General features: G+C 61.4%; 20 protein-coding genes and 1 pseudogene. 13 read left to right on the top strand and 8 right to left on the bottom strand.

All coding sequences use genetic code 11. The features are described 5' to 3' along the window. Positions 1–109: 109 nt before the first annotated feature. From PMI26_RS11305 to PMI26_RS11315, 3 genes are read left to right on the top strand one after another with little or no spacing between them, the layout of a single operon-like run. Positions 110–1096, top strand: a complete 987-nt coding sequence (locus tag PMI26_RS11305; RefSeq protein ID WP_007975819.1) for an ABC transporter substrate-binding protein — start codon at positions 110–112, stop codon at positions 1094–1096. A gap of 8 nt (positions 1097–1104) precedes the next feature. Next, positions 1105–1908, top strand: coding sequence for an ABC transporter permease (locus PMI26_RS11310; protein WP_007975817.1), 804 nt, complete (start codon positions 1105–1107; stop codon positions 1906–1908). Continuing rightward, positions 1896–2729, top strand: coding sequence for an ABC transporter ATP-binding protein (locus PMI26_RS11315; RefSeq protein WP_007975815.1), 834 nt, complete (start codon positions 1896–1898; stop codon positions 2727–2729). Before PMI26_RS11310 ends, PMI26_RS11315 begins: the two co-directional genes overlap by 13 nt. 137 nt (positions 2730–2866) lie before the next feature. On the opposite strand, the gene PMI26_RS11320 is transcribed toward PMI26_RS11315, so the two are convergent. Next, positions 2867–3946, bottom strand: a complete 1080-nt coding sequence (locus tag PMI26_RS11320) for an endonuclease/exonuclease/phosphatase family protein (RefSeq protein WP_007975813.1) — start codon at positions 3944–3946, stop codon at positions 2867–2869. A gap of 66 nt (positions 3947–4012) precedes the next feature. Continuing rightward, complete coding sequence (locus tag PMI26_RS11325; RefSeq protein ID WP_007975811.1) at positions 4013–4687, bottom strand: YciC family protein; 675 nt, start codon at positions 4685–4687, stop codon at positions 4013–4015. Positions 4688–4865: 178 nt separating this feature from the next. Here PMI26_RS11325 and PMI26_RS11330 point away from each other — a divergent pair, with 178 nt between their 5' ends. From PMI26_RS11330 to PMI26_RS11340, 3 genes are all read left to right on the top strand, one after another. Further along, positions 4866–5642 (top strand): DUF2076 domain-containing protein, encoded by a 777-nt coding sequence (locus PMI26_RS11330; protein WP_007975809.1) that lies wholly within the window; start codon positions 4866–4868, stop codon positions 5640–5642. Between the two features lie 198 nt (positions 5643–5840). Continuing rightward, the gene (locus PMI26_RS11335; RefSeq protein ID WP_007975807.1) at positions 5841–6320 is read left to right on the top strand and encodes an NYN domain-containing protein; all 480 of its coding nucleotides are present in this window, start codon (positions 5841–5843) and stop codon (positions 6318–6320) included. A 22-nt stretch (positions 6321–6342) separates the two neighbouring features. Beyond that, positions 6343–6948, top strand: a complete 606-nt coding sequence (locus PMI26_RS11340; protein ID WP_007975805.1) for a 3'-5' exonuclease — start codon at positions 6343–6345, stop codon at positions 6946–6948. A 137-nt stretch (positions 6949–7085) separates the two neighbouring features. On the opposite strand, the gene PMI26_RS11345 is transcribed toward PMI26_RS11340, so the two are convergent. Further along, positions 7086–7541 carry an Lrp/AsnC family transcriptional regulator gene (locus tag PMI26_RS11345; RefSeq protein WP_007975803.1) on the bottom strand — a complete coding sequence of 152 codons (456 nt, stop codon included), beginning with the start codon at positions 7539–7541 and terminating at the stop codon, positions 7086–7088. A gap of 164 nt (positions 7542–7705) precedes the next feature. On the opposite strand from PMI26_RS11345, the gene yedA reads away from it, so the two are divergent. Then, positions 7706–8635, top strand: a complete 930-nt coding sequence (yedA, locus tag PMI26_RS11350; RefSeq protein ID WP_007975802.1) for a drug/metabolite exporter YedA — start codon at positions 7706–7708, stop codon at positions 8633–8635. A 78-nt stretch (positions 8636–8713) separates the two neighbouring features. Further along, positions 8714–10054, top strand: coding sequence for a DEAD/DEAH box helicase (locus tag PMI26_RS11355; protein WP_007975800.1), 1341 nt, complete (start codon positions 8714–8716; stop codon positions 10052–10054). Between the two features lie 117 nt (positions 10055–10171). Here the strand turns inward: PMI26_RS11355 and PMI26_RS11360 are convergent, their stop codons facing one another. Then, the gene (locus tag PMI26_RS11360) at positions 10172–11413 is read right to left on the bottom strand and encodes a TIGR03862 family flavoprotein (protein ID WP_007975799.1); all 1242 of its coding nucleotides are present in this window, start codon (positions 11411–11413) and stop codon (positions 10172–10174) included. A gap of 281 nt (positions 11414–11694) precedes the next feature. Continuing rightward, positions 11695–12615 (bottom strand): histone deacetylase family protein, encoded by a 921-nt coding sequence (locus tag PMI26_RS11365; RefSeq protein WP_033048006.1) that lies wholly within the window; start codon positions 12613–12615, stop codon positions 11695–11697. Positions 12616–12694: 79 nt separating this feature from the next. Between PMI26_RS11365 and PMI26_RS11370 the strand changes: the two genes are divergently transcribed. From PMI26_RS11370 to PMI26_RS11380, 3 genes are all read left to right on the top strand, one after another. Beyond that, entirely contained in the window at positions 12695–13264 is a 570-nt protein-coding gene (locus tag PMI26_RS11370) for a GNAT family N-acetyltransferase (protein ID WP_007975795.1), read from the top strand. Between the two features lie 105 nt (positions 13265–13369). After that, positions 13370–14239, top strand: a complete 870-nt coding sequence (tesB, locus tag PMI26_RS11375) for an acyl-CoA thioesterase II (RefSeq protein WP_007975794.1) — start codon at positions 13370–13372, stop codon at positions 14237–14239. Next, positions 14236–14829 carry an HAD family hydrolase gene (locus PMI26_RS11380; protein ID WP_007975793.1) on the top strand — a complete coding sequence of 198 codons (594 nt, stop codon included), beginning with the start codon at positions 14236–14238 and terminating at the stop codon, positions 14827–14829. The genes tesB and PMI26_RS11380 overlap by 4 nt, the downstream gene beginning before the upstream one ends. Positions 14830–14972: 143 nt before the next feature. Here PMI26_RS11380 and PMI26_RS11385 read toward each other — a convergent pair whose 3' ends face one another. Both PMI26_RS11385 and ypfJ read right to left on the bottom strand, forming a co-directional pair. Continuing rightward, positions 14973–15932 carry an alpha/beta fold hydrolase gene (locus PMI26_RS11385; RefSeq protein ID WP_007975792.1) on the bottom strand — a complete coding sequence of 320 codons (960 nt, stop codon included), beginning with the start codon at positions 15930–15932 and terminating at the stop codon, positions 14973–14975. Next, a complete protein-coding gene (gene ypfJ, locus PMI26_RS11390) occupies positions 15933–16826 on the bottom strand; it encodes a KPN_02809 family neutral zinc metallopeptidase (protein ID WP_007975791.1) in 894 nt (297 codons plus the stop codon). Positions 16827–16992: 166 nt separating this feature from the next. Here ypfJ and PMI26_RS11395 point away from each other — a divergent pair, with 166 nt between their 5' ends. Together PMI26_RS11395 and PMI26_RS11400 are read left to right on the top strand one after the other, a co-directional pair. Further along, entirely contained in the window at positions 16993–17769 is a 777-nt protein-coding gene (locus PMI26_RS11395) for an IclR family transcriptional regulator (protein WP_007975790.1), read from the top strand. A 125-nt stretch (positions 17770–17894) separates the two neighbouring features. Continuing rightward, positions 17895–18779, top strand: coding sequence for a DMT family transporter (locus tag PMI26_RS11400; RefSeq protein WP_007975789.1), 885 nt, complete (start codon positions 17895–17897; stop codon positions 18777–18779). A 13-nt stretch (positions 18780–18792) separates the two neighbouring features. Here PMI26_RS11400 and PMI26_RS31910 read toward each other — a convergent pair. Next, positions 18793–18888: pseudogene (locus PMI26_RS31910) on the bottom strand (metal ABC transporter ATP-binding protein); the annotation flags it as partial. Positions 18889–18893 lie beyond the last annotated feature (5 nt).

The following is an 18893-nucleotide window of genomic DNA, read 5'->3' as shown; positions in this document are numbered from 1 at the left end:
GCTGAATGCTGCCCGCCGAAGGGTCCCTCAGAGACCACAGGTTGCAGCCGATTCAGGGCTCGCCGTACTGCCCATGACAAAACTAAATCAACAGCTTTGGGAGTGCTCCATGATCAAGTCCTTGCTTACGCGCGTTGTCCATCCACTGGCGGTCACCGCCATCGCCGCGACGGTCGCCACCAGCGCCCAGGCCGGCACCCTGTCCATCGGCCATACCACCTGGGTCGGCTACGGTACCCTGTACCTGGCCCAGGACCTGGGCTACTTCAAGGAAAACGGTTTGACCGTCGAATTGCCGGTGGTCGAAGAGGCGGCGATGTACATGGCCGCACAAGCGTCCGGCGAATTGTCCGGCTCGGCGTCGACCATCGACGAGGTGCTCAAGTACCGTCCGCAATTCTGCTTCAAGGCCGTGGCCGCGCTGGACGACAGCCATGGTGGCGACGGCGTGCTGGTAGGCAAGGACGTCAAGAGCCTGCAGGAGCTCAAAGGCAAGGCCGTGGCGGTCAACGAAGGGTCGACCTCGCAGTTCTGGTTGTCGTATCTGCTGAAAAAGAACGGCATGAAAATGAGCGACATCACCGTGCAGAACATGACGGCCGACGATGCCGCCACCGCGTTCATCGCCGGTCGCGTACCCGCCGCCGTGACCTGGGAACCGCACCTGTCGATGGTGCGCGACAAGCAGCAAGGCAAGGTGCTGGTCGACAGCAGCAGCACGCCGGGGGTGATCGTCGACGTGGTGGCGCTGAACTGCACCGTCATCGAGAAACAGCCGGAAGACGTCAAGGCACTGGTGGCCGGTTTGTACAAAGCCGTGCAGTACACCAAGGATCATCCGCAGGAAGCCTACAAGATCATGGCCAAGGGTGTCGGCGGTTACCTGGCCGATCCGAAGGAGCTCGAAGCGGCCGCCCAGGGCGTGCGTTTCTACGATCAGGCCATGAGCGAAAAACTGCTGGGCGCGCCGGGCAAGCCGGGTGACAGCGCACCGCTGATCAAACTGGCCAACGAGACCGCCAGCGAGCTGCAAGGCAAACCCTACAACGTCAGCAATGACGACCTGATCGACAACCGCTTCGTCACCCCGCTCTAGGAGGCTGCATGTTCAAGCGCAATTCGTGGCTGAGCCGCTGCATCACGCCCAAGACCGGGTTGCCGGTCTCGGTGATCTGGAGCGCGAGCGGCCTGGCCTGGGTGCTGTTGGTCGGCCTTTGGGCCGGGTTGTCCTACGGCGGTGTGGTGCCGGGCATGTTCCTGCCGACGCCGGGCGCGGTGGTCGAGGCCGCCGTGCGCCTGGGTCGCGACGGCACCCTCGGCCAGCATGTGTGGGCCAGCGTCGAAGTGGTGATGGTCGGCTTCATCGTGTCGTCCCTGGTGGCGGTGCCGCTGGGGCTGTTGATGGGCAGCTTCCGCATCGTCCAGGCGTTCCTGGAACCGATGGTCAACTTCATTCGCTACCTGCCGGTGACTTCGTTCGTACCGCTGTTCATCCTGTGGATCGGCATCGGCCTGGAGCAGCGGGTCTCGGTGATCATTTTCGGCGTGTTCTTCCAGCAACTGGTGATGATCGCGGACGTGTCCAAAGGCATCTCCAAGGACCTGATCAACGCCTCCTACACCCTCGGTTCCAATCGTCGCGATGCGGTGCTGCATGTGATCGCCCCGGCTTCGCTGCCAGGCGTGCTCGACACCCTGCGGGTGACCATGGGCTGGGCCTGGACTTACCTGGTGGTGGCTGAACTGGTCGCCGCCTCCAGTGGCCTGGGTTACCTGAGCCTCAAGGCCATGCGCGGCTTCCAGGTGGATGTGATTTTCCTCGCCATCGCGATCATCGGCCTGCTGGGCCTGGTCACCGATCAACTGTTCCGTTTCCTACGTCTGAGGATTACCGCATGGGCTCAGTAACCGCCGCCACTCATCGTTTTGTCGCCCCTCAGGCTGCCCCGGTGAACGCGCCTCGGCTGCAGGTGGACAAGGTCAGCCTGCGTTACAAGAAGCCGGATGGCGGGACCTTTACCGCGTTGGAAGAAGTGTCGTTTGAGGTGCCGGACCAGCAATTTGCCGTACTGGTGGGACCCTCGGGTTGCGGTAAATCGAGCCTGCTGTACCTCACCGCCGGCCTGGCGGAACCGACGTCGGGGGAGATCTACGTCGGCGGCCAACAGGTGGAAGGCCCCGGCGCGGATCGCGGCATGGTGTTCCAGAGCTACACGCTGTTCCCGTGGCTGACCGTGCGGCAGAACGTCGAGTTCGGCCTCAAGCGGCGTGGCATGCCGGCGGCGCAGCGCAAGGATATTGTCGACTACTACGTCAATGAAGTGGGCCTGAGCGGCTTTGCCGACAACTACGCCAAGCAGTTGTCCGGCGGGATGATGCAGCGCGTCGCCATCGCCCGCGCCTTGGCCAACGACCCGCAGATCCTGCTGATGGACGAACCCTTCGGGGCCCTCGACAGCCAGACGCGCCTGCAAATGCAGCAGTTGTTGCTGCGGGTGTGGGGCAACAGCAAGAAGACCGTGTTGTTCGTGACCCACGACATCGACGAGGCGATTCTGCTCGGCGACCGGGTCTACGTCATGGGCGCCAGGCCGGGGCGGATCAAACAGATCCTCGATGTGCCGATCGAACGTCCGCGCAACCTGGACATGGTCATGGAGCGCTCATTCATCGAGATGAAGCGCGAGATCTTCGGGCTGCTGCATGATGATCTGGAGGAGGTGCATTAAACCTGATTCGAGCCGATGCACCATCCCTGTGGGAGCGAGCTTGCTCGCGATAGCGATTTGTCATTCAACAATGATGTCGACTGACACGACGCCATCGCGAGCAAGCTCGCTCCCACAGGTTTTGTGTTGGTTCGGGGTCAGGGCGTAGCGGGCAACAGGAACCGCGCGATCACCGGCAAGTGATCGGAGATGCGCAACGTATCGTCCTGCCGCACCATGGCCTCCACCCGTTTGATCCGCGGACTGTAGAACAGGTAGTCGACGGTCCGGTCCGGGCCGTTCAGCCCGGGGTCGTTCGGGTAGTGGGTCAGCCAGCGCTCGCGGTCGATCCCGCTGGCTTCGTTGTTGGTCGGGATCATCGGGTACTTGTCCCACAGCAGGTGCAACGGGCTGTCGGCGGAGTAGGGGGCGCGTTGCGCATCGGACAGGCGTCGATACTGACCCAGGGGCAGCAGGTTGAAATCCCCGCCGATCAACCACGGCGTGCCACGGCTTTCGAGTTTATCGAGGGTCCTGGCCACGGAGTTCACCTGGTTTTGCAAGGTGTTGTCGGCTTGGGTCGCACGCTCCAGATGGGTATTGAGCACCGCCATCTGCCCACCGTCACTCAACGGCAAGTAACTCACCAGCAAGGCGTTTCTGGGGTTGAATTGGCGGCTGAGCGGATTGCCCGAGACAACGGGCAGTTGCAGGCGTTGGGCATGTTCGATCCGGTAACGGCTCAGGGTTGCCAGTTGCCGGCCGACGCTGCCGAAAATATGCGGGTCCGGTACGAAGTCGGCCTTCCAGTCGAAAGCGCTGACGTTGCAGGGGTACAAATCGGCGAGCCGTTCCTGCAGCAGTTTGAACTGGTGCTGGTAATCGCTCGCCTTGGCGCCGTCGTCCAGCTCCTGCAACAGCACGATGTCCGGTTGTTCGTCGCGAATCACCCGCGCCACTTCGTCGAGGCTGAAGGCCATGTCTTCCGCTGTGGGGCGTTCGTCGGTACCGGCGGCCAGGTCATTCCAGAACACGTAACGCTTGCCGGCCAGGAACTGGACGTTCCAGGTCATCACTTTCAGTGCCTGCCCGGGAACCAGGGTGGGTGCCTGGGGACTGCAACTGACGGGCAACTCTTCTTTGGCGTCGGGGCGCCAGGTCAGGCTGTAGATCATCACCGCAATCAGGCCGATCACGATCAGCAGGCCCAGCAGGGTGTGGCGCAGTAGACGGGTCATGGCTCGGCTTATTGGCGTTGCAAAATTGTTCCCGAGCATACCCGAGAGCGATGGGCGCACCCAAGGTCAGAGCGAGTTGTCATTGCTCTCAGGCAACGGGTTGATCAGCATGAACAGACGGAACAACACCACGCTGGTGAACAGCTGCAGGAAACTGTGTGCGCTGTCGATCAGCAGCGAGATCACCGGGTTCTGCGGTTCGGGGTACACCGCCAGGGTCGCCCCCTTGAGCAGCCACAGCGGGCCCATCACACACAGAATGCACAGCAGGATGCGCAGGAAGTGACCTTGGGTCATGCGCAGGCTTTCCTTCATGGCCGCCAGCGGCGCCATGCCGCGCAACACCAGCAGATATTCGCCAAACGCCAGGGTCACCATCAGATAGATACCCGGCAGGAAATACAGCGACAGGCCCAGCAGAATCAGCACGGTATTGAGCGCCGTCAGCAGGGCGAAGCGTGGCCACAGGCTCGCCGCCATCGCCAGCAGGTCGCGGTTGCGCGGTGATTCGCCCCGGCTGCGGGCGTCGAGAAACAGAATCAGCGCGGCGGTGTACAGCGGGTACACCAGCAAGCCGACAATCACGCTGATGCCGGGGAAGCTGTCCGGCTCCGTGGAGTGGTCGACCACTTGTTGCAGCAGCGCCTCAAAAATGACCAGCGGCAGGCACAGCTGCACGATCTGGCCCAGATTGCGCTTGAAGAAATACAGGGAGTCACGCAGCACATCTAACGGATTCATCGGTTGGTATCGCAGGTTGAAAGCAGTGGTCCACTTTAACCGATCAAGTGCCGGGAGACGCAAACGTAAACGTTCAGTAAAGGTCATTGAAACAGTTTGTTTCAGCCTCCATTAAGGTCGGGCACCTTATCCTCATTGGATAAAGGCAACGATTTTCCCGGCAATCTACGAGGTCGCCATGAACAACGAAGAACAAACCCTGATCGATGGACTGTTTTCCCGGCTGCAACAGGCCGAAACGGACTCAGCCCCGCGCGACGCCCAGGCCGAGGCGCGGATCAAGGAACACCTGACGCGCCAGCCTGCGGCAGGATATTTCATGACCCAGGCGATTCTGGTGCAAGAGGCAGCGATCAAGAGCCTCGATGAGCAGAACCAGCAACTGACCCGGCAAGTCCAGCAATTGCAGGCCGAACTGCAACAGGCCAAGGCCCTGGCGACCCCGGCTCCAGCGTCGAGCGACGGTGGCTTTTTGTCGAGTATCTTTGGCGGCGCTTCCCGTGATCCACAACCGGCACCGACCCAGAGCTCGGCGCCATCGAGCGGTGGCTGGCGTGAACCGGGGCGCTCGTCGTTCGGTTCGCAAGCGCCACAGCAGAACTTCGGTGCCCCGCCACAGAATTTTTCACAACAGGGCTATGCCCCGCAGCAGCAAGCACCGGCAGCGGCCGGCAGCAGTTTCCTCGGTGGTGCGCTGAAAACTGCCGCTGGCGTGGCGGGTGGCGTGATGCTGGCCCAAGGCATCAGCAGCCTGTTCCATCACAATCAGCAACCGGAAGTCGTCGAAGTCATCAAGGAAGAGCCGGCCCAGGTCAATGACCAGGGCAACAATGGCTGGGGTGATGACCAGCGCATGGCCGGCAATGATTCCTGGAGCAATGATCAGGGCGGCTTCAGCGACGCTGACTACAGCGATGACTCGCTCTTTGGCGGCGACGACGATTCCTTCGTCTGACACCCAGTGGCGAGGGAGCTTGCTCCCGTTGGACTGCGTAGCAGGCCCCCTCGGGCTCCAAATCAAGGGGGCTGCTTCGCACCCCAGCGGGAGCAAGCTCCCTCGCCACATAGCCGATTATTCGCGGAACCATCCTCTGGGCTGGCATACTGGGCGACCTTTCGGGCCTGGTGCCTGATTCAGCCTTGAGGAAAGCCGGTGAAAAAAATCGCAGTGTTCGCCGATGTCCAGAACCTCTACTACACCGTGCGTCAGGCTTATGGTTGCCACTTCAACTATGCCGCGCTGTGGGCTGATATCAGCCAGCAGGGCGAGATCGTCGAAGCCTATGCCTACGCCATCGACCGTGGCGACAGCAAACAGCAGCAGTTCCAGCAGATCCTGCGTAACCTCGGTTTCACCGTGAAACTCAAGCCGTTCATCCAGCGCAGCGATGGTTCGGCCAAGGGTGACTGGGACGTGGGCATCACCCTCGACATCATGGATGCCGCCGACCATGTCGACGAGATCGTGCTGGCCTCTGGCGATGGCGATTTCGACATGCTGCTCGAACGCATCATCAGCAAGCATGGCGTGCAAGCCGTGGCCTACGGCGTGCCGGGCCTGACGGCCAACTCGCTGATCCGCGCCGCCAGCCGCTACGTGCCGATCGAAGGCGCGTTGTTGCTCAAGAATTGATTTTTACGGAGTTGAACCAGGTTTGGAACGCATCGCAGTCATCGACTTTGAAACCACCGGGATCTCCCCGAGCAGCAGCTGCCGGGCCACGGAAATTGCCGTGGTGATCCTTGAACAGGGGCGCATCGTCGAGCGTTACCAAAGCCTGATGAACGCCGGCGTGCGCGTCCCGGCTTTCATCGAACAGCTCACCGGCATCAGCAACGCCATGCTGCGCACCGCGCCGTCGGCGGAGCAGGTGATGAACGAAGTGAATGAGTTCGTCGGCACCACACCCTTGCTCGCGCATAACGCGGCGTTCGACCAGAAATTCTGGGACTTCGAACTCGGGCGAATCAAGCGCACCCGCTTGCAGAACTTCGCCTGTTCGCTGCTGTTGGCCCGCCGCCTGATGCCCGCCGCACCGAACCACAAACTCGGCACCCTCACCACGTTTGCCAACCTGCCGCACACCGGCAAGGCCCACCGGGCCATGGCCGATGCCGAGATGGCGGCCAACCTGACGGCGCACCTGGAGGAAGAGTTGCTCCAGAAGCATGGCCTGCGCGAGCTGTCCCATGACTTGCTGTGCAAGTTGCAGAAGGTCCCGGCGGCGAAAGTGGGTGAGCATCTCAAGCGCTATCGCTGATCCCGAATTCACCACAAATCCCCTGTAGGAGCGAGCCTGCTCGCGATGAACCCGAGAACAGCGCGGGGTGTCAGGTTTCCCGCGTTATCGTTGGCGACCATCGCGAGCAGGCTCGCTCCTACAGGTTCTGCGTTCGATCAAGGCTTGCCATTCCCTTCGATATGCCCCAAAGGCACTCGCTTCTCTATCGCACTGGACAACACGATCGACGTCTTGCTGAACCCGAACGTGGCGATCCGGTTGATCAGTTCTTCCAGCTCCGGCATCGAGCCCACCGCGGCCTGCATGATCACGCACGGATCGCCGGTCACCCGATGGCATTCGGTCAATTGCGGGATTTTGATCAGGTCGTCGTAGGCCTTCTGGTTGCCGTGCTGGTTCAGGCGCAATTCGATCACGCACTGGATCGGCAGGCCGAGCTTGGCCATGTCGACCTTCGCCTGATAGCCGGTGATCACGCCGTTGGCTTCGAGCTTGGCCACGCGCTCGGCCACCGCCGGGGCGGACAGGTTGACCTTGCGCGCCAGGTCGGCGTAGGACGCGCGACCGTTTTCCAGCAGGGCGCTGAGCAGCATGCGGTCGTATTTGTCCATGGGGCGACTCCTGAAAATGCTCGACTTTCGAAAACACGGTTTATAGCGCTGAACTCCGTGTTTTGAAAAGTGTACTGGCTCTTTAAACAGGTTTTGTAACTTATTTTCCGTCGCCAGCCTTTCTAGAATAGCCGTTCACTTGTCCTTGCCTGTGAGCTGCCCCCATGTCCGGCCTTCGTCGCTTTCCCTTACCTTTGATCGCTGCCTTTTTCGCCTTGTACGTGATTTGGGGCTCGACTTACCTGGTGATCCGTATCGGCGTGGAGTATTGGCCACCGCTGCTGCTCGCCGGCATCCGTTTCGTCATTGCCGGGACCTTGATGTACGCCTTCCTGCGCTGGCGCGGGGCGCCGGCACCGACCTGGGCACAGTGGAAAGCCGCCGGAGTCATCGGGATTTTGCTGCTGGCGTGTGGCAACGGCGCGGTCAGCGTGGCAGAGCACACCGGCGTGGCCTCCGGGGTGGCGGCCTTGGCGGTGGCGACGGTGCCGCTGTTTACCTTGCTGTGCGGATATTTCTGGGGTGCACGTAATACCCGTCTCGAATGGGCCGGGATTGTGCTCGGGCTGATCGGCATTGCCATGCTCAACCTGGGTTCCAACTTGCAATCGAGTCCATTGGGTGCGGCGTTGCTGATCTTTGCGGCGGCGACTTGGGCGTTCGGCTCGGTATGGAGCAAACACTTGCCATTGCCACAAGGGGCAATGGCCAGTGCCGTGGAAATGTTGGTGGGCGGCGTCGTGCTGCTGATCGCCAGCGCGGTGAGCGGTGAGCATCTGCAACAGGTGCCGCCCGTCGAAGGTTGGGCAGCCCTGGCGTACTTGACCGTGTTCGGCTCGATCATCGCCTTCAACGCCTACATGTACCTGTTGAAACACGTGCGCCCGGCGGCGGCTACCAGTTATGCCTACGTCAATCCAGCGGTGGCGGTGTTGCTGGGGATCGTGTTTGTTGGCGAGACCATCGGCATCGAAGAAGCACTGGCGATGGCTGTGATCATCAGCGCCGTGGTGCTGATCGGATTGCCGCAGTGGCGTCGGGCGCCGGTTAAGCCTGTGGTGACGGTGGTACCGACAGAATCCCGAGTGAATTAGGGTAAACTGCGCGGCATTGCATCTTGTTTTGCACACTTGTTTTGAACAACCCGCGCTGAATTTTCCTACGGTATTCCCATGACTTTCGCCACCCTTGGCCTGATCGAACCCTTGCTGCGCTCCCTCGAGACGCTCGGCTACCAGACTCCGACGCCGGTTCAGGCGCAAGCCATTCCAGCGGTGCTGGCCGGTCGCGACCTGATGGCCGCCGCCCAGACCGGCACCGGCAAGACCGCCGGTTTTGCGCTGCCACTCCTGCAGTTGCTGGCCATGGAAGGGCCGAAAGTCACCGCCAACTCGGTCCGCGCGCTGATCCTGGTACCGACTCGCGAGCTGGCCGAGCAAGTTCACGAGGCCGTGCGCCAGTACGCCGAAAATCTGCCGCTGCGTACTTACGCGGTGTATGGCGGCGTCAGCATCAACCCGCAAATGATGAAGCTGCGCAGCGGTGTCGATCTGTTGGTGGCGACCCCGGGCCGCTTGCTCGACCTGTTCCGCCAGAATGCTTTGAAGTTCAACCAGCTGCAAACCCTGGTGCTGGACGAAGCCGACCGCATGCTCGACCTGGGGTTTTCCGAGGAGCTGGCGAACATTTACCGCGCGCTGCCGAAGAAGCGTCAGACGCTGCTGTTCTCCGCGACCTTCTCCGATGACATACGCCTGCTGGCCGGGCAGATGCTCAACGACCCGCTGAGTATCGAAGTCAGCCCGCGCAACGTGGCGGCCAATACGGTCAAGCAATGGATCGTGACCGTGGACAAGAAGCGCAAGCCGGAGCTGTTTGTGCACCTGATGCGCAAGGGCAAGTGGAAGCAGGTACTGGTGTTCGCCAAGACCCGCAACGGCGTGGATGCGCTGGTAGAAAAACTCCAGGGGCTGGGCATCAACGCCGACGGCATCCACGGCGACAAACCCCAGGCTACCCGTCAGCGCGCACTGGATCGTTTCAAGGCGAGTGAAGTGCAGATCCTGGTCGCTACCGACGTGGCGGCCCGTGGCCTGGACATCGAAGACCTGCCGCTGGTGGTCAACTTCGACCTGCCAATCGTCGCCGAGGATTACATCCACCGCATCGGTCGTACTGGCCGCGCGGGCTCGACCGGCGAGGCGATTTCCCTGGTGTGCGCCGATGAAGTGAATCTGCTGTCGGCGATCGAGATGCTGACCCGCCAGACGCTGAAGCGTCAGAATGAGCCGGACTTCGAACCGGAGCACCGCGTACCGGACACCGATGCCAGCGGTCAGGTGATCAAGAAGCCGAAGAAACCGAAGAAGCCCAAGGCTTCCGGCGGTGGTGGTGGCAAACGCAATCTTGGCAAGTGGGTGGATAGCGGAGAGGTTGCGCCGGCGGAGCCTTCGATCAAGCCGGTGCGCAAGGTGCCGGTGTTCAATACCGGGCCGCGTAAGCGTAAGCCTTGATTACACGCAACGCCTGTTAGGCCGCCTTCGCGAGCAAGCCCGCTCCCACACTGGATTTGTGTCGTGCACAAGTCCCCTGTGGGAGCGGGCTTGCTCGCGAAGGGCGCGCCTCGGTCTTCAAGCCTGGCGCTTCAGCCACTCCACCATCCCCAACCCAGCCGCTCGCCCACTGGCAAAACACGCAGTCAGCAGATAACCGCCCGTCGGCGCTTCCCAATCAAGCATTTCCCCGGCGCAAAACACGCCCGGCATTTGCTTGAGCATCAAGCGCTCATCCATCGCCTCGAACAACACACCGCCCGCGCTGCTGATGGCCTCGTCCAGCGGACGGGTTTTCACCAGTGTCAGGGGCAATGCCTTGATCGCCTTGGCCAGCAAGGCCATATCGGCAAAGCAATCGGCGCTGGTCAGTTCACGCAACAGCGCCGCTTTCACCCCATCGATGCCCAACTGACTGTGCAGATGCTTGGCCATCGAGCGTGAACCTCGTGGTTTGCTCAACGCCGCCAGAACTTTATCCACAGGCCGGCCCGGCAGCAGGTCCAGATGAATCGTTGCCGAACCTTGCTGGTTGATTGCCTCGCGGATCGGTGCCGACAGGGCGTAGATCAAACTGCCCTCGATCCCGGTGGCAGTGATCACACATTCGCCGAGCCGGGGCACATCATCATTGAGACCGATGGCGATATTTTTCAGCGGCGCGCCGGCGAATTTGCTGACCATCAATTCGCTCCAGGCCTGCACCTCGAAGCCGCAATTGCTCGGTTGCAACGGCGCCAGTCCTACGCCGTGCTGCTCCAGTGCCAGCATCCAGGCGCCGTCCGAGCCCAGCCGTGACCAACTGCCGCCACCGAGGGCGAGCAGGGTGGCATTGGCTTGCACGGTTTTTTCGCCGTCCGGGCTGTCGATGCGCAAACCGCCATGCTCGTCCCAGCCGAGCCAGCGGTGGCGGGTGTGGATAACTACGCCGCTGTCGCGCAGGCGCTTGAGCCAGGCGCGCAGAAGCGGAGCGGCTTTCATGTCGGTGGGGAACACCCGGCCGGAGCTGCCGATAAAGGTTTCGATGCCCAGGTTGTGAATCCACTGGCACAACGCATCGGCACCGAAGCCGCGCAACAGTGGGGCGATTTGCGGGGCGCGTTCGGCGTAGCGCGAGAGAAACGCCGGGTAGGCTTCGGAGTGAGTGATGTTCATGCCGCCGACACCGGCCAGAAGGAATTTTCGCCCGACCGAAGGCATGCCGTCGTACAGGTCGACCTTGATCCCGGCCTGACTCAGCACTTCAGCTGCCATCAAACCGGCAGGACCGCCGCCGATGATGGCGACGCGGGAAGGGGAGGCGGTTGAGGGCTGGGTCATGATGAGAGCTGCGGCCTGGCTGGATAAGCCGCGCATTCTAGCAGCCCAAATCCCTGTGGGAGCGGGCTTGCTCGCGAAAACGGAGTGTCAGATACATAGGCGTTGAGCGTGCCGACGCCTTCGCGAGCAAGCCCGCTCCCACATTTGAACTGTGGTGGTTGCAGCGGGTGGTTAAAAAATAATCACCGTTCTGTACCCTATACGCCGTGTGGGCTGCAGACCCTTTCACTCAGGTTATCCACAGGCAGTTCCACAGGCAATGTGGGTAAAGCATCCACAACTCAGTGACAGCCTGATGACTGCCAGACGCGCTGCGCGCTGTGATGGAGGATGCCGTGGCGGCGGGCCAGGGCCTGGCGGTCCTTGCTGTAGCCGCCGCCGATCACCCCGACCACAGGGATGTCCCGGCCCAGGCAATGGCGCATCACGCTTTCATCGCGGGCGGCGACGCCTTCGTCTGTCAGCTTCAGATAACCCAGGGCGTCGTCCTTATGCACATCGACCCCGGCGTCATACAGCACCAGGTCCGGTTGGTAGAGCGGCAGCAGGTAGTTGAGCGCATCGTCCACCACCTTCAGGTAGTCGGCATCGCCCATGCCGTTGGGCAGCGGAATGTCCCAGTCACTTTCGGCTTTGCGTGCAGGAAAGTTCTTTTCGCAGTGCAGGGAAACAGTTACCGCTTCCGGGGTGTGCTGCAGGATTCGTGCGGTCCCGTCGCCCTGATGCACGTCGCAATCGAAGATCAGTACCCGGTTCACCCGACCACTTTCCAGCAGGTAGTGGCTGATCACCGCCAGGTCATTGAAGATGCAGAACCCGGCCGGGTAGTCGTAGTGCGCATGGTGGGTGCCGCCCGCCAGGTGACAGGCCAGGCCATGCTCCATCGCCTGCTCGGCCGCCAGCAGCGAGCCGCCGACTGCGCGCACCGTGCGCCGGGCCAGGGCTTCGCTCCAGGGCAGGCCGAGGCGGCGCTGGTCTTCGCGGGACAATTCGCCACTCATGTAGCGTTCGATATACGAAGGGTCATGGGCGAGGGCGAGAATGTCTGCCGGACACAGATCCGGGCGCAGCAAGTCGACGTCACGGGTCAGGCCGCTGTCCACCAGGTGATCGCGCAGCAGGCGAAACTTGTCCATGGGGAAGCGGTGATCCGCCGGAAACTCGGGACTGTAGTCTTCGTGATAAATCAGCGGCAGTGGCATGGTCATTTCATGTAGGAATGAGAGAAGGATCCTACCAGCGTTGTAGACTGGCGACATTGAAATGGAGGGGCGGGGCACGATGGAGCCAATACTGGAGATTGAAAGCGCTCGGCTGCTGTTGCGCCAGTGGCGCGATGAAGATCTGGCGGACTTTGCGGTGATGTGTGCCGATCCGCAGGTGATGCGCTATTTTCCAGGCACCCTGAGCCGACTGGAAAGCGCATCATTGATCGGGCGAATCCGTGGTCATTTCGCCGAGCATGGTTATGGACTCTGGGCCTTGCAGCGAAAGGACTCTGGCCAGTTCATCGGGTTTACCGGGCTCAATGTGGTCGGATTCGACGCGCCATTCACCCCCGCAACGGAAATCGGCTGGCGCCTGGCCCGCGAGCACTGGGGCCTCGGTTACGCCAGTGAAGCGGCGTGGACCGCTCTGCGCTGCGGGTTCGACCGACTGCCGCTGAAAGAGGTGGTGGCCTTCACGACGCAAACCAACCTGCCGTCAGAAAAAGTCATGCAGGCCATCGGCATGCACCATGACCCGGCGGATGACTTCGAACACCCGCGACTCGAAGCCGATCATCCGTTGCGTCGGCACGTTCTGTATCGCATCAGTCGCGAACAATGGCTGCAAACCTTGCATGGATAAGCTGGCACGGACGTTTACAATGGCCCCATGCTGGCCCGGGCCGGAAACTGAATCGACCGTTGCAGCCAAGACTGCGCGGCAATGTTTTGCGTGAGGAGAGTCTGAATGAGCCAAGTGTTGGAAGATCTGGTCGACTTGCTGACCCTGGAACCGATCGAGGAAAACCTGTTCCGCGGCCGTAGCCAGGACCTGGGTTTTCGTCAGCTGTTCGGTGGCCAGGTACTCGGCCAGTCGCTGTCGGCGGCGAGTCAGACGGTAGAAGAGGCGCGCCATGTGCATTCGATGCACGGCTATTTCCTGCGTCCGGGTGATGCCGGTTTGCCGGTGGTGTATCAGGTTGACCGGGTGCGTGATGGCGGCAGTTTCAGCACGCGCCGGGTGACGGCGATCCAGAAGGGCCATCCGATCTTCACGTGCAGCGCGTCGTTTCAGTACGACGAGGAAGGATTTGAGCACCAGAGCAAAATGCCGGTTGTGGTTGGCCCGGAAAATCTGCCTTCGGAGCTGGAACTGACCCAGCAGCGCGCGCACCTGATTCCCGAGAAAATGCGCGAAAAGCTGTTGTGCCCCAAGCCGATCGAATTCCGCCCGGTGACTGAAAAAGATCCCTACAACCCGTTGCCGTCCGATCCGGTCAAGTACGTCTGGTTCCGCGCCGACGGGGCCTTGGCCGATTCGCCGGCGCTGCATAAATACCTGCTGGCCTATGCATCGGATTTCGGCTTGCTGGTCACCTCGATGCAGCCCCACGGCAAATCGGTCTGGCACAAGGACATGCAAGTCGCCAGCCTCGATCACGCACTGTGGTTCCACCAGAATCTGCGTGCCGATGACTGGCTGCTCTACGCGATGGACAGCCCGTGGGCCGGCAACTCGCGCGGATTCTCCCGAGGCAGTGTGTTCAACCGCGCCGGGCAACTGGTGGCCTCGGTCACCCAGGAAGGCTTGATCCGTCACCGCAAGGATTGGGCGTGAGCCTGGCCGACGTGCGTCACTGGGTGTTCGACATGGACGGCACCCTGACCGTGGCCGTGCACGACTTTGCGGCGATTCGCGTAGCCCTGGCGATTCCTGCCGAAGCCGACATCCTGACTCACCTCGCCGCATTGCCGGCCGATGAAGCCGCTGCCAAGCATGCGTGGCTGCTGGAGCACGAGCGGGACCTGGCCCTCGGTTCGAAACCGGCGCCGGGCGCAGTGGAGTTGGTGCGCGAGCTGGCCGGGCGTGGTTATCGCCTGGGCATTCTCACGCGCAATGCCCGGGAGCTGGCGCATGTCACGCTGGAGGCCATTGGCCTGGCCGACTGCTTTGCGGTCGAGGACGTGCTGGGGCGTGATGAAGCACCGCCGAAGCCGCATCCGGGCGGGCTGCTGAAACTGGCCGAAGCGTGGAAGGTGCCGGCAAGCGAGATGGTGATGGTCGGTGATTACCGCTTTGATCTGGATTGCGGACGGGCGGCGGGGGTGCGGACTGTGTTGGTGAACCTGCCGGATAATCCGTGGCCGGAATTGACCGATTGGCATGCGGCGGATTGTGTCGAGTTGCGGCAGATGCTGTCGGCTTGAGTGCCTCGTTGCCTGGTCAACCGCTTTCGCGAGCAGGCTCGCTCCCACATTTGATTTCTGGTGTTCACAAATGATGTGTTCACCGCAAAATCCTTGTGGGGGCGAGCCTGCTCGCGAAGGCGTCAGATCAGGCAGTGCAACGCCTACTGCCCAAACAACGCCTTCTGCCCCTCCGGCGAGGTAAACATCACGTCCCCGTTATGCCCGACTCCGGGTACTTCAATCAGTTGCTGATTCAACCCTTGCGGTTGCAGCCGCTTCAGATAATCAAAGTAAAAACGCCCGCGCGCCAACCGGTACGGCCCTTGCGCCTTGGCCTCACAGCTTTTATCCAGCGCCGGATGATTCGGGTCGGTGTCCTGCTGGCCCAGAAGGTAAACGATGTCACGCTTAAGGTACTTTTCCTGCAGTTGTGCGGGCGTTTGTCCTTCGGCGTAGGCGGGCAAGTCCGCTAGCCCATACTTCCAGCGATTGAATTGCGGGCAACCGGCGTGGCTGAACGCCACGGGCCGGCGCTCATCGAAATAGGCATAGGACGACGGGTTGGCAATCACGTATCGAACCTGTACGCCGGCCGCCTCGAGGGCCGGCTGATCATGACCGAGCAATGCATAGCGCTGAACCACCTGCGCGCCACCGGAGTGACCGGCGATGACAATTTGCTTCACATCCGGAAACTGCTGGCGATCTCCCAGGCGGGCAATGATTTCGTCGAGCGCGGCATAGGAACTCAGCCGAAACGGTGCCGTGGATTCGCCGCCGGCCATCCATTCATTGCCTTGCCAGCGCAAAACCGTGTCGGCCACCGGATGAACCGCTACATCGGTTTCATTGAGAAATTGCGGAGCGATCACCAAGGTCGTTGCGCTTTGCCCGGCCAGTTCGGCCGCGTGCTCACCGCTTTGCAGATAGGTTTGCGCGTTGCGCAAGCGACCGTGGAGGATGATCAGCACCCGTTCGATTTTTGCCGGGGCGGGGCTGATGCCCACCGCGATTTCACCTGATTTCAACAGCAGGCGTCCGGGACTGAGGTCCTTGACCTCATGCTCGGCGGCCTGGGACGTTGCGCAAGTAAACAGAACAACCAACAACCACTTTTTCATTTACAGATTTTTCGTCGCAAAGGTATCGCACTGGCTTACCTGGCCTTGGGCGAAACCGGTTTTGAACCAGCGCACCCGTTGCGCCGACGTACCGTGGGTGAACGAGTCCGGGACTACGCGACCCTGGCCCTGTTGCTGCAAACGATCGTCACCGATGGCGTTCGCTGCGTTCAGTGCTTCTTCGATGTCGCCCGGTTCCAGCCAGTTCAGGCGCTTCTGCGCATTGTTGGCCCAGACACCGGCCAGGCAATCGGCCTGCAGTTCCTGGCGAACCAGTAAACCGCCGTCGCCTTCCATCTGCCGGCCTTGTTGGCGGGCTGCCTGGATTTTTGCGGACACCCCAAGCAGGGTCTGCACATGGTGTCCGACTTCGTGAGCGATGACGTAGGCCTGAGCGAAGTCGCCCGCGGCGGAAAAACGTTGGGACATTTCCTGGAAGAACGCCATGTCCAGGTAGACCTTCTGGTCCGCCGGGCAATAGAACGGCCCGGTGGCCGAGGTCGCCAGACCGCAGGCCGAATTCACGCGGTTGCTGAACAGCACCAGGGTCGGCTCTTTGTATTGACGGCCGGCCTGCTGGAATATCGCGCCCCAGGTGTCTTCGGTGTCGCCGAGGATCGAGCGCACGAACTCCGCGCCTTCGTCATTGGCCGGTGGTGCCTTACGGCTCTGGTTGGTGGCGGGTGCCGATTGCTGGCCCATTTGCCCGGTCAGTTGTCCGAGGATTTGCAGCGGATCCTGGCCGGTGATCCAGCCGATGCCGACGATCAGCAGGATCGCCGTCAGGCTCAGGCCCTTGCCACCGCCGAAGCGCATCCCGCCGCCGCCACTGCCGACATCATCACCACGGGCATCGACCACGTTGTCGCTGCGTCGGCCTTTTTTCCATAGCATGTACGAATCCTCTTCTGTTCCGGGTCACGAGCCGTGCGATGAGTGTTGCTGCCAAGTGGGAGCCGCGCCAGTCCGGTCGTCAGACTGCCGGTTGAGCGACTGGTTCCACATTTTGCTTCGTGGGGCTTCTCTTCTAGAATCAGCCAAATTTTGTTTGGGACATACCATGGCTGGCAGTCAGATCGAACGTGTCTTCAGCGTGCTGGAAAGCCTGACCGGTGAACCGCAGGGTTTGCCGATGCAGACGTTGGCCGAGCAACTGGAAATCCCTAAAAGCGCGACTCATCGTTTGCTCGCTGAACTGATTCGCCTGGGGTACGTGCGGCAGAATCCGGACAACCTGCGCTATCACCTGTCGACCAAGTTGGTAGCCATGGGCTTTCGATACTTGTCCGGCAGCGGCGCGGATATCATCCAGCCGGTGCTCGATCGTCTGGCCGGGGAAACCGGTGAGCTGGTGCGGCTGGGGGTGATCCAGGGGGAACGCCAGGTATGGATCGCCAAGTCCCAGGGTGCCCGGTCCGGTTTGCGCTACGACCCGGACATGGGGCGCGATGCACCTTTGTTCTACACGGCTTCCGGGCACGCATGGCTGGCGTGCATGAGCGATGCCGAGGCGCTGTCTCTGGTCGAGCGGCAAGGGGCGAAATTGCCTCGGGACGTCGGGCCCAATGCACCGCGTTCGAATATTGAACTGCTGGAGCGCTTGCGTCTGGCGCGGGAGCAGGGTTATGCCTGGGTCGAGGAAAGTTCGGCGGTGGGCACCTCGGCGATTGCCGGCGTGGTGCGTCATCCACTGGATGGCCGGGTCATCGGAGTACTCAGTATTGCCGGGCCAAGCGCGCGAATGCCCGGCGCGCGATTGCATGAGTTGGCGCCGACCTTGTTGAAGTACACCGAAGAACTTTCACTGGCGAGCCAGGCATCAGAGTTGTTCAGTTGAACCTGAAGTCTGCTTGAATAAACAGTGTGCGGTATTCGCCCACTTTCTTGAGTCGTAGATTTCATAAAGTGGAACCAGGTTCTAAATTATTCATGTCTCGCCTCAACCCATAAAAGGACTTTGTCTTGACGTCGCCCAGCAGTACCCCGCTTTCCGGCGTCAATCAGCCCTTCAAAGGGATCCTGCTGATCGTTGTCGCGACTTTCCTGTTTTCCAGCCACGACGCCTTTTCCAAATACCTCTCCGGTTTCTATCCCATTGTCATGGTGGTCTGGGCGCGCTACGTGGTTCACACCTTATTGATGGCCGGGATTTTCCTGCCGCAGTCCGGGCTGCGAGTGCTGCGTACCAAGCGGCCATTTCTGCAATTGATCCGGGCATTGTGCCTGCTGGGCACCAGTCTGTTTTTCACCACGGGGCTGATGTACATCCCGTTGGCGGAGGCCACGTCGGTCAACTTCCTGGCGCCGGTGCTGGTGACCGCGCTGTCGGTGCCGTTGCTTGGCGAGCGTGTGACGCGGGGGCAATGGCTGGCGGTGATCTGCGGTTTTATCGGGGTGCTGATCATCGTTCACCCGGGGGGAGATCTATTTACCCCGGCAGTATTGCTACCGTTCTGCTCGGCGCTGTTTTTCTGCTTCTATCAACTGCTGACGCGCAAGCTCAGCGAGATCGACAGCCCGACCACCAGCAACTTTTTCGCGGGCCTGTGCAACACGCTGGTGATGAGCGCGCTGGTGCCGTTCTTCTGGCAGACACCGAACCTGGCGCATGGCGCAATGATGCTGGCGCTGGGGGCCTGCGGGATGACGGCACACCTGTTCCTGACCCAGGCGTTCCGACTCGCCGCACCGGCGCTGCTGGCGCCGTTCAGCTATTGCCAGATCATCTTCGCCGGCCTGCTGGGCTGGCTGCTGTTTTCCCACACGCCGACACTGACCACCGTGCTCGGAATTGCCGTGATCTGTTGCAGCGGATTGGCGGCTGCGTGGCAGCAAAGCCGCCGCTAGGAGGGCCACGATCAGAGACCTGTGGGAGCGAGCCTGCTCGCGAAGACGGATTGTCATTCAACATTGACGTTGGCTGACGTACCGCTTTCGCGAGCAGGCTCGCTCCCACAGGGA

It is taken from the genome of Pseudomonas sp. GM33, from assembly GCF_000282295.1.
Lineage (GTDB): Bacteria > Pseudomonadota > Gammaproteobacteria > Pseudomonadales > Pseudomonadaceae > Aquipseudomonas > Aquipseudomonas laurylsulfatiphila.
Note: the sequence above shows the minus strand (reverse complement) of the source record. Positions and strands in the feature narration are given on the sequence as shown.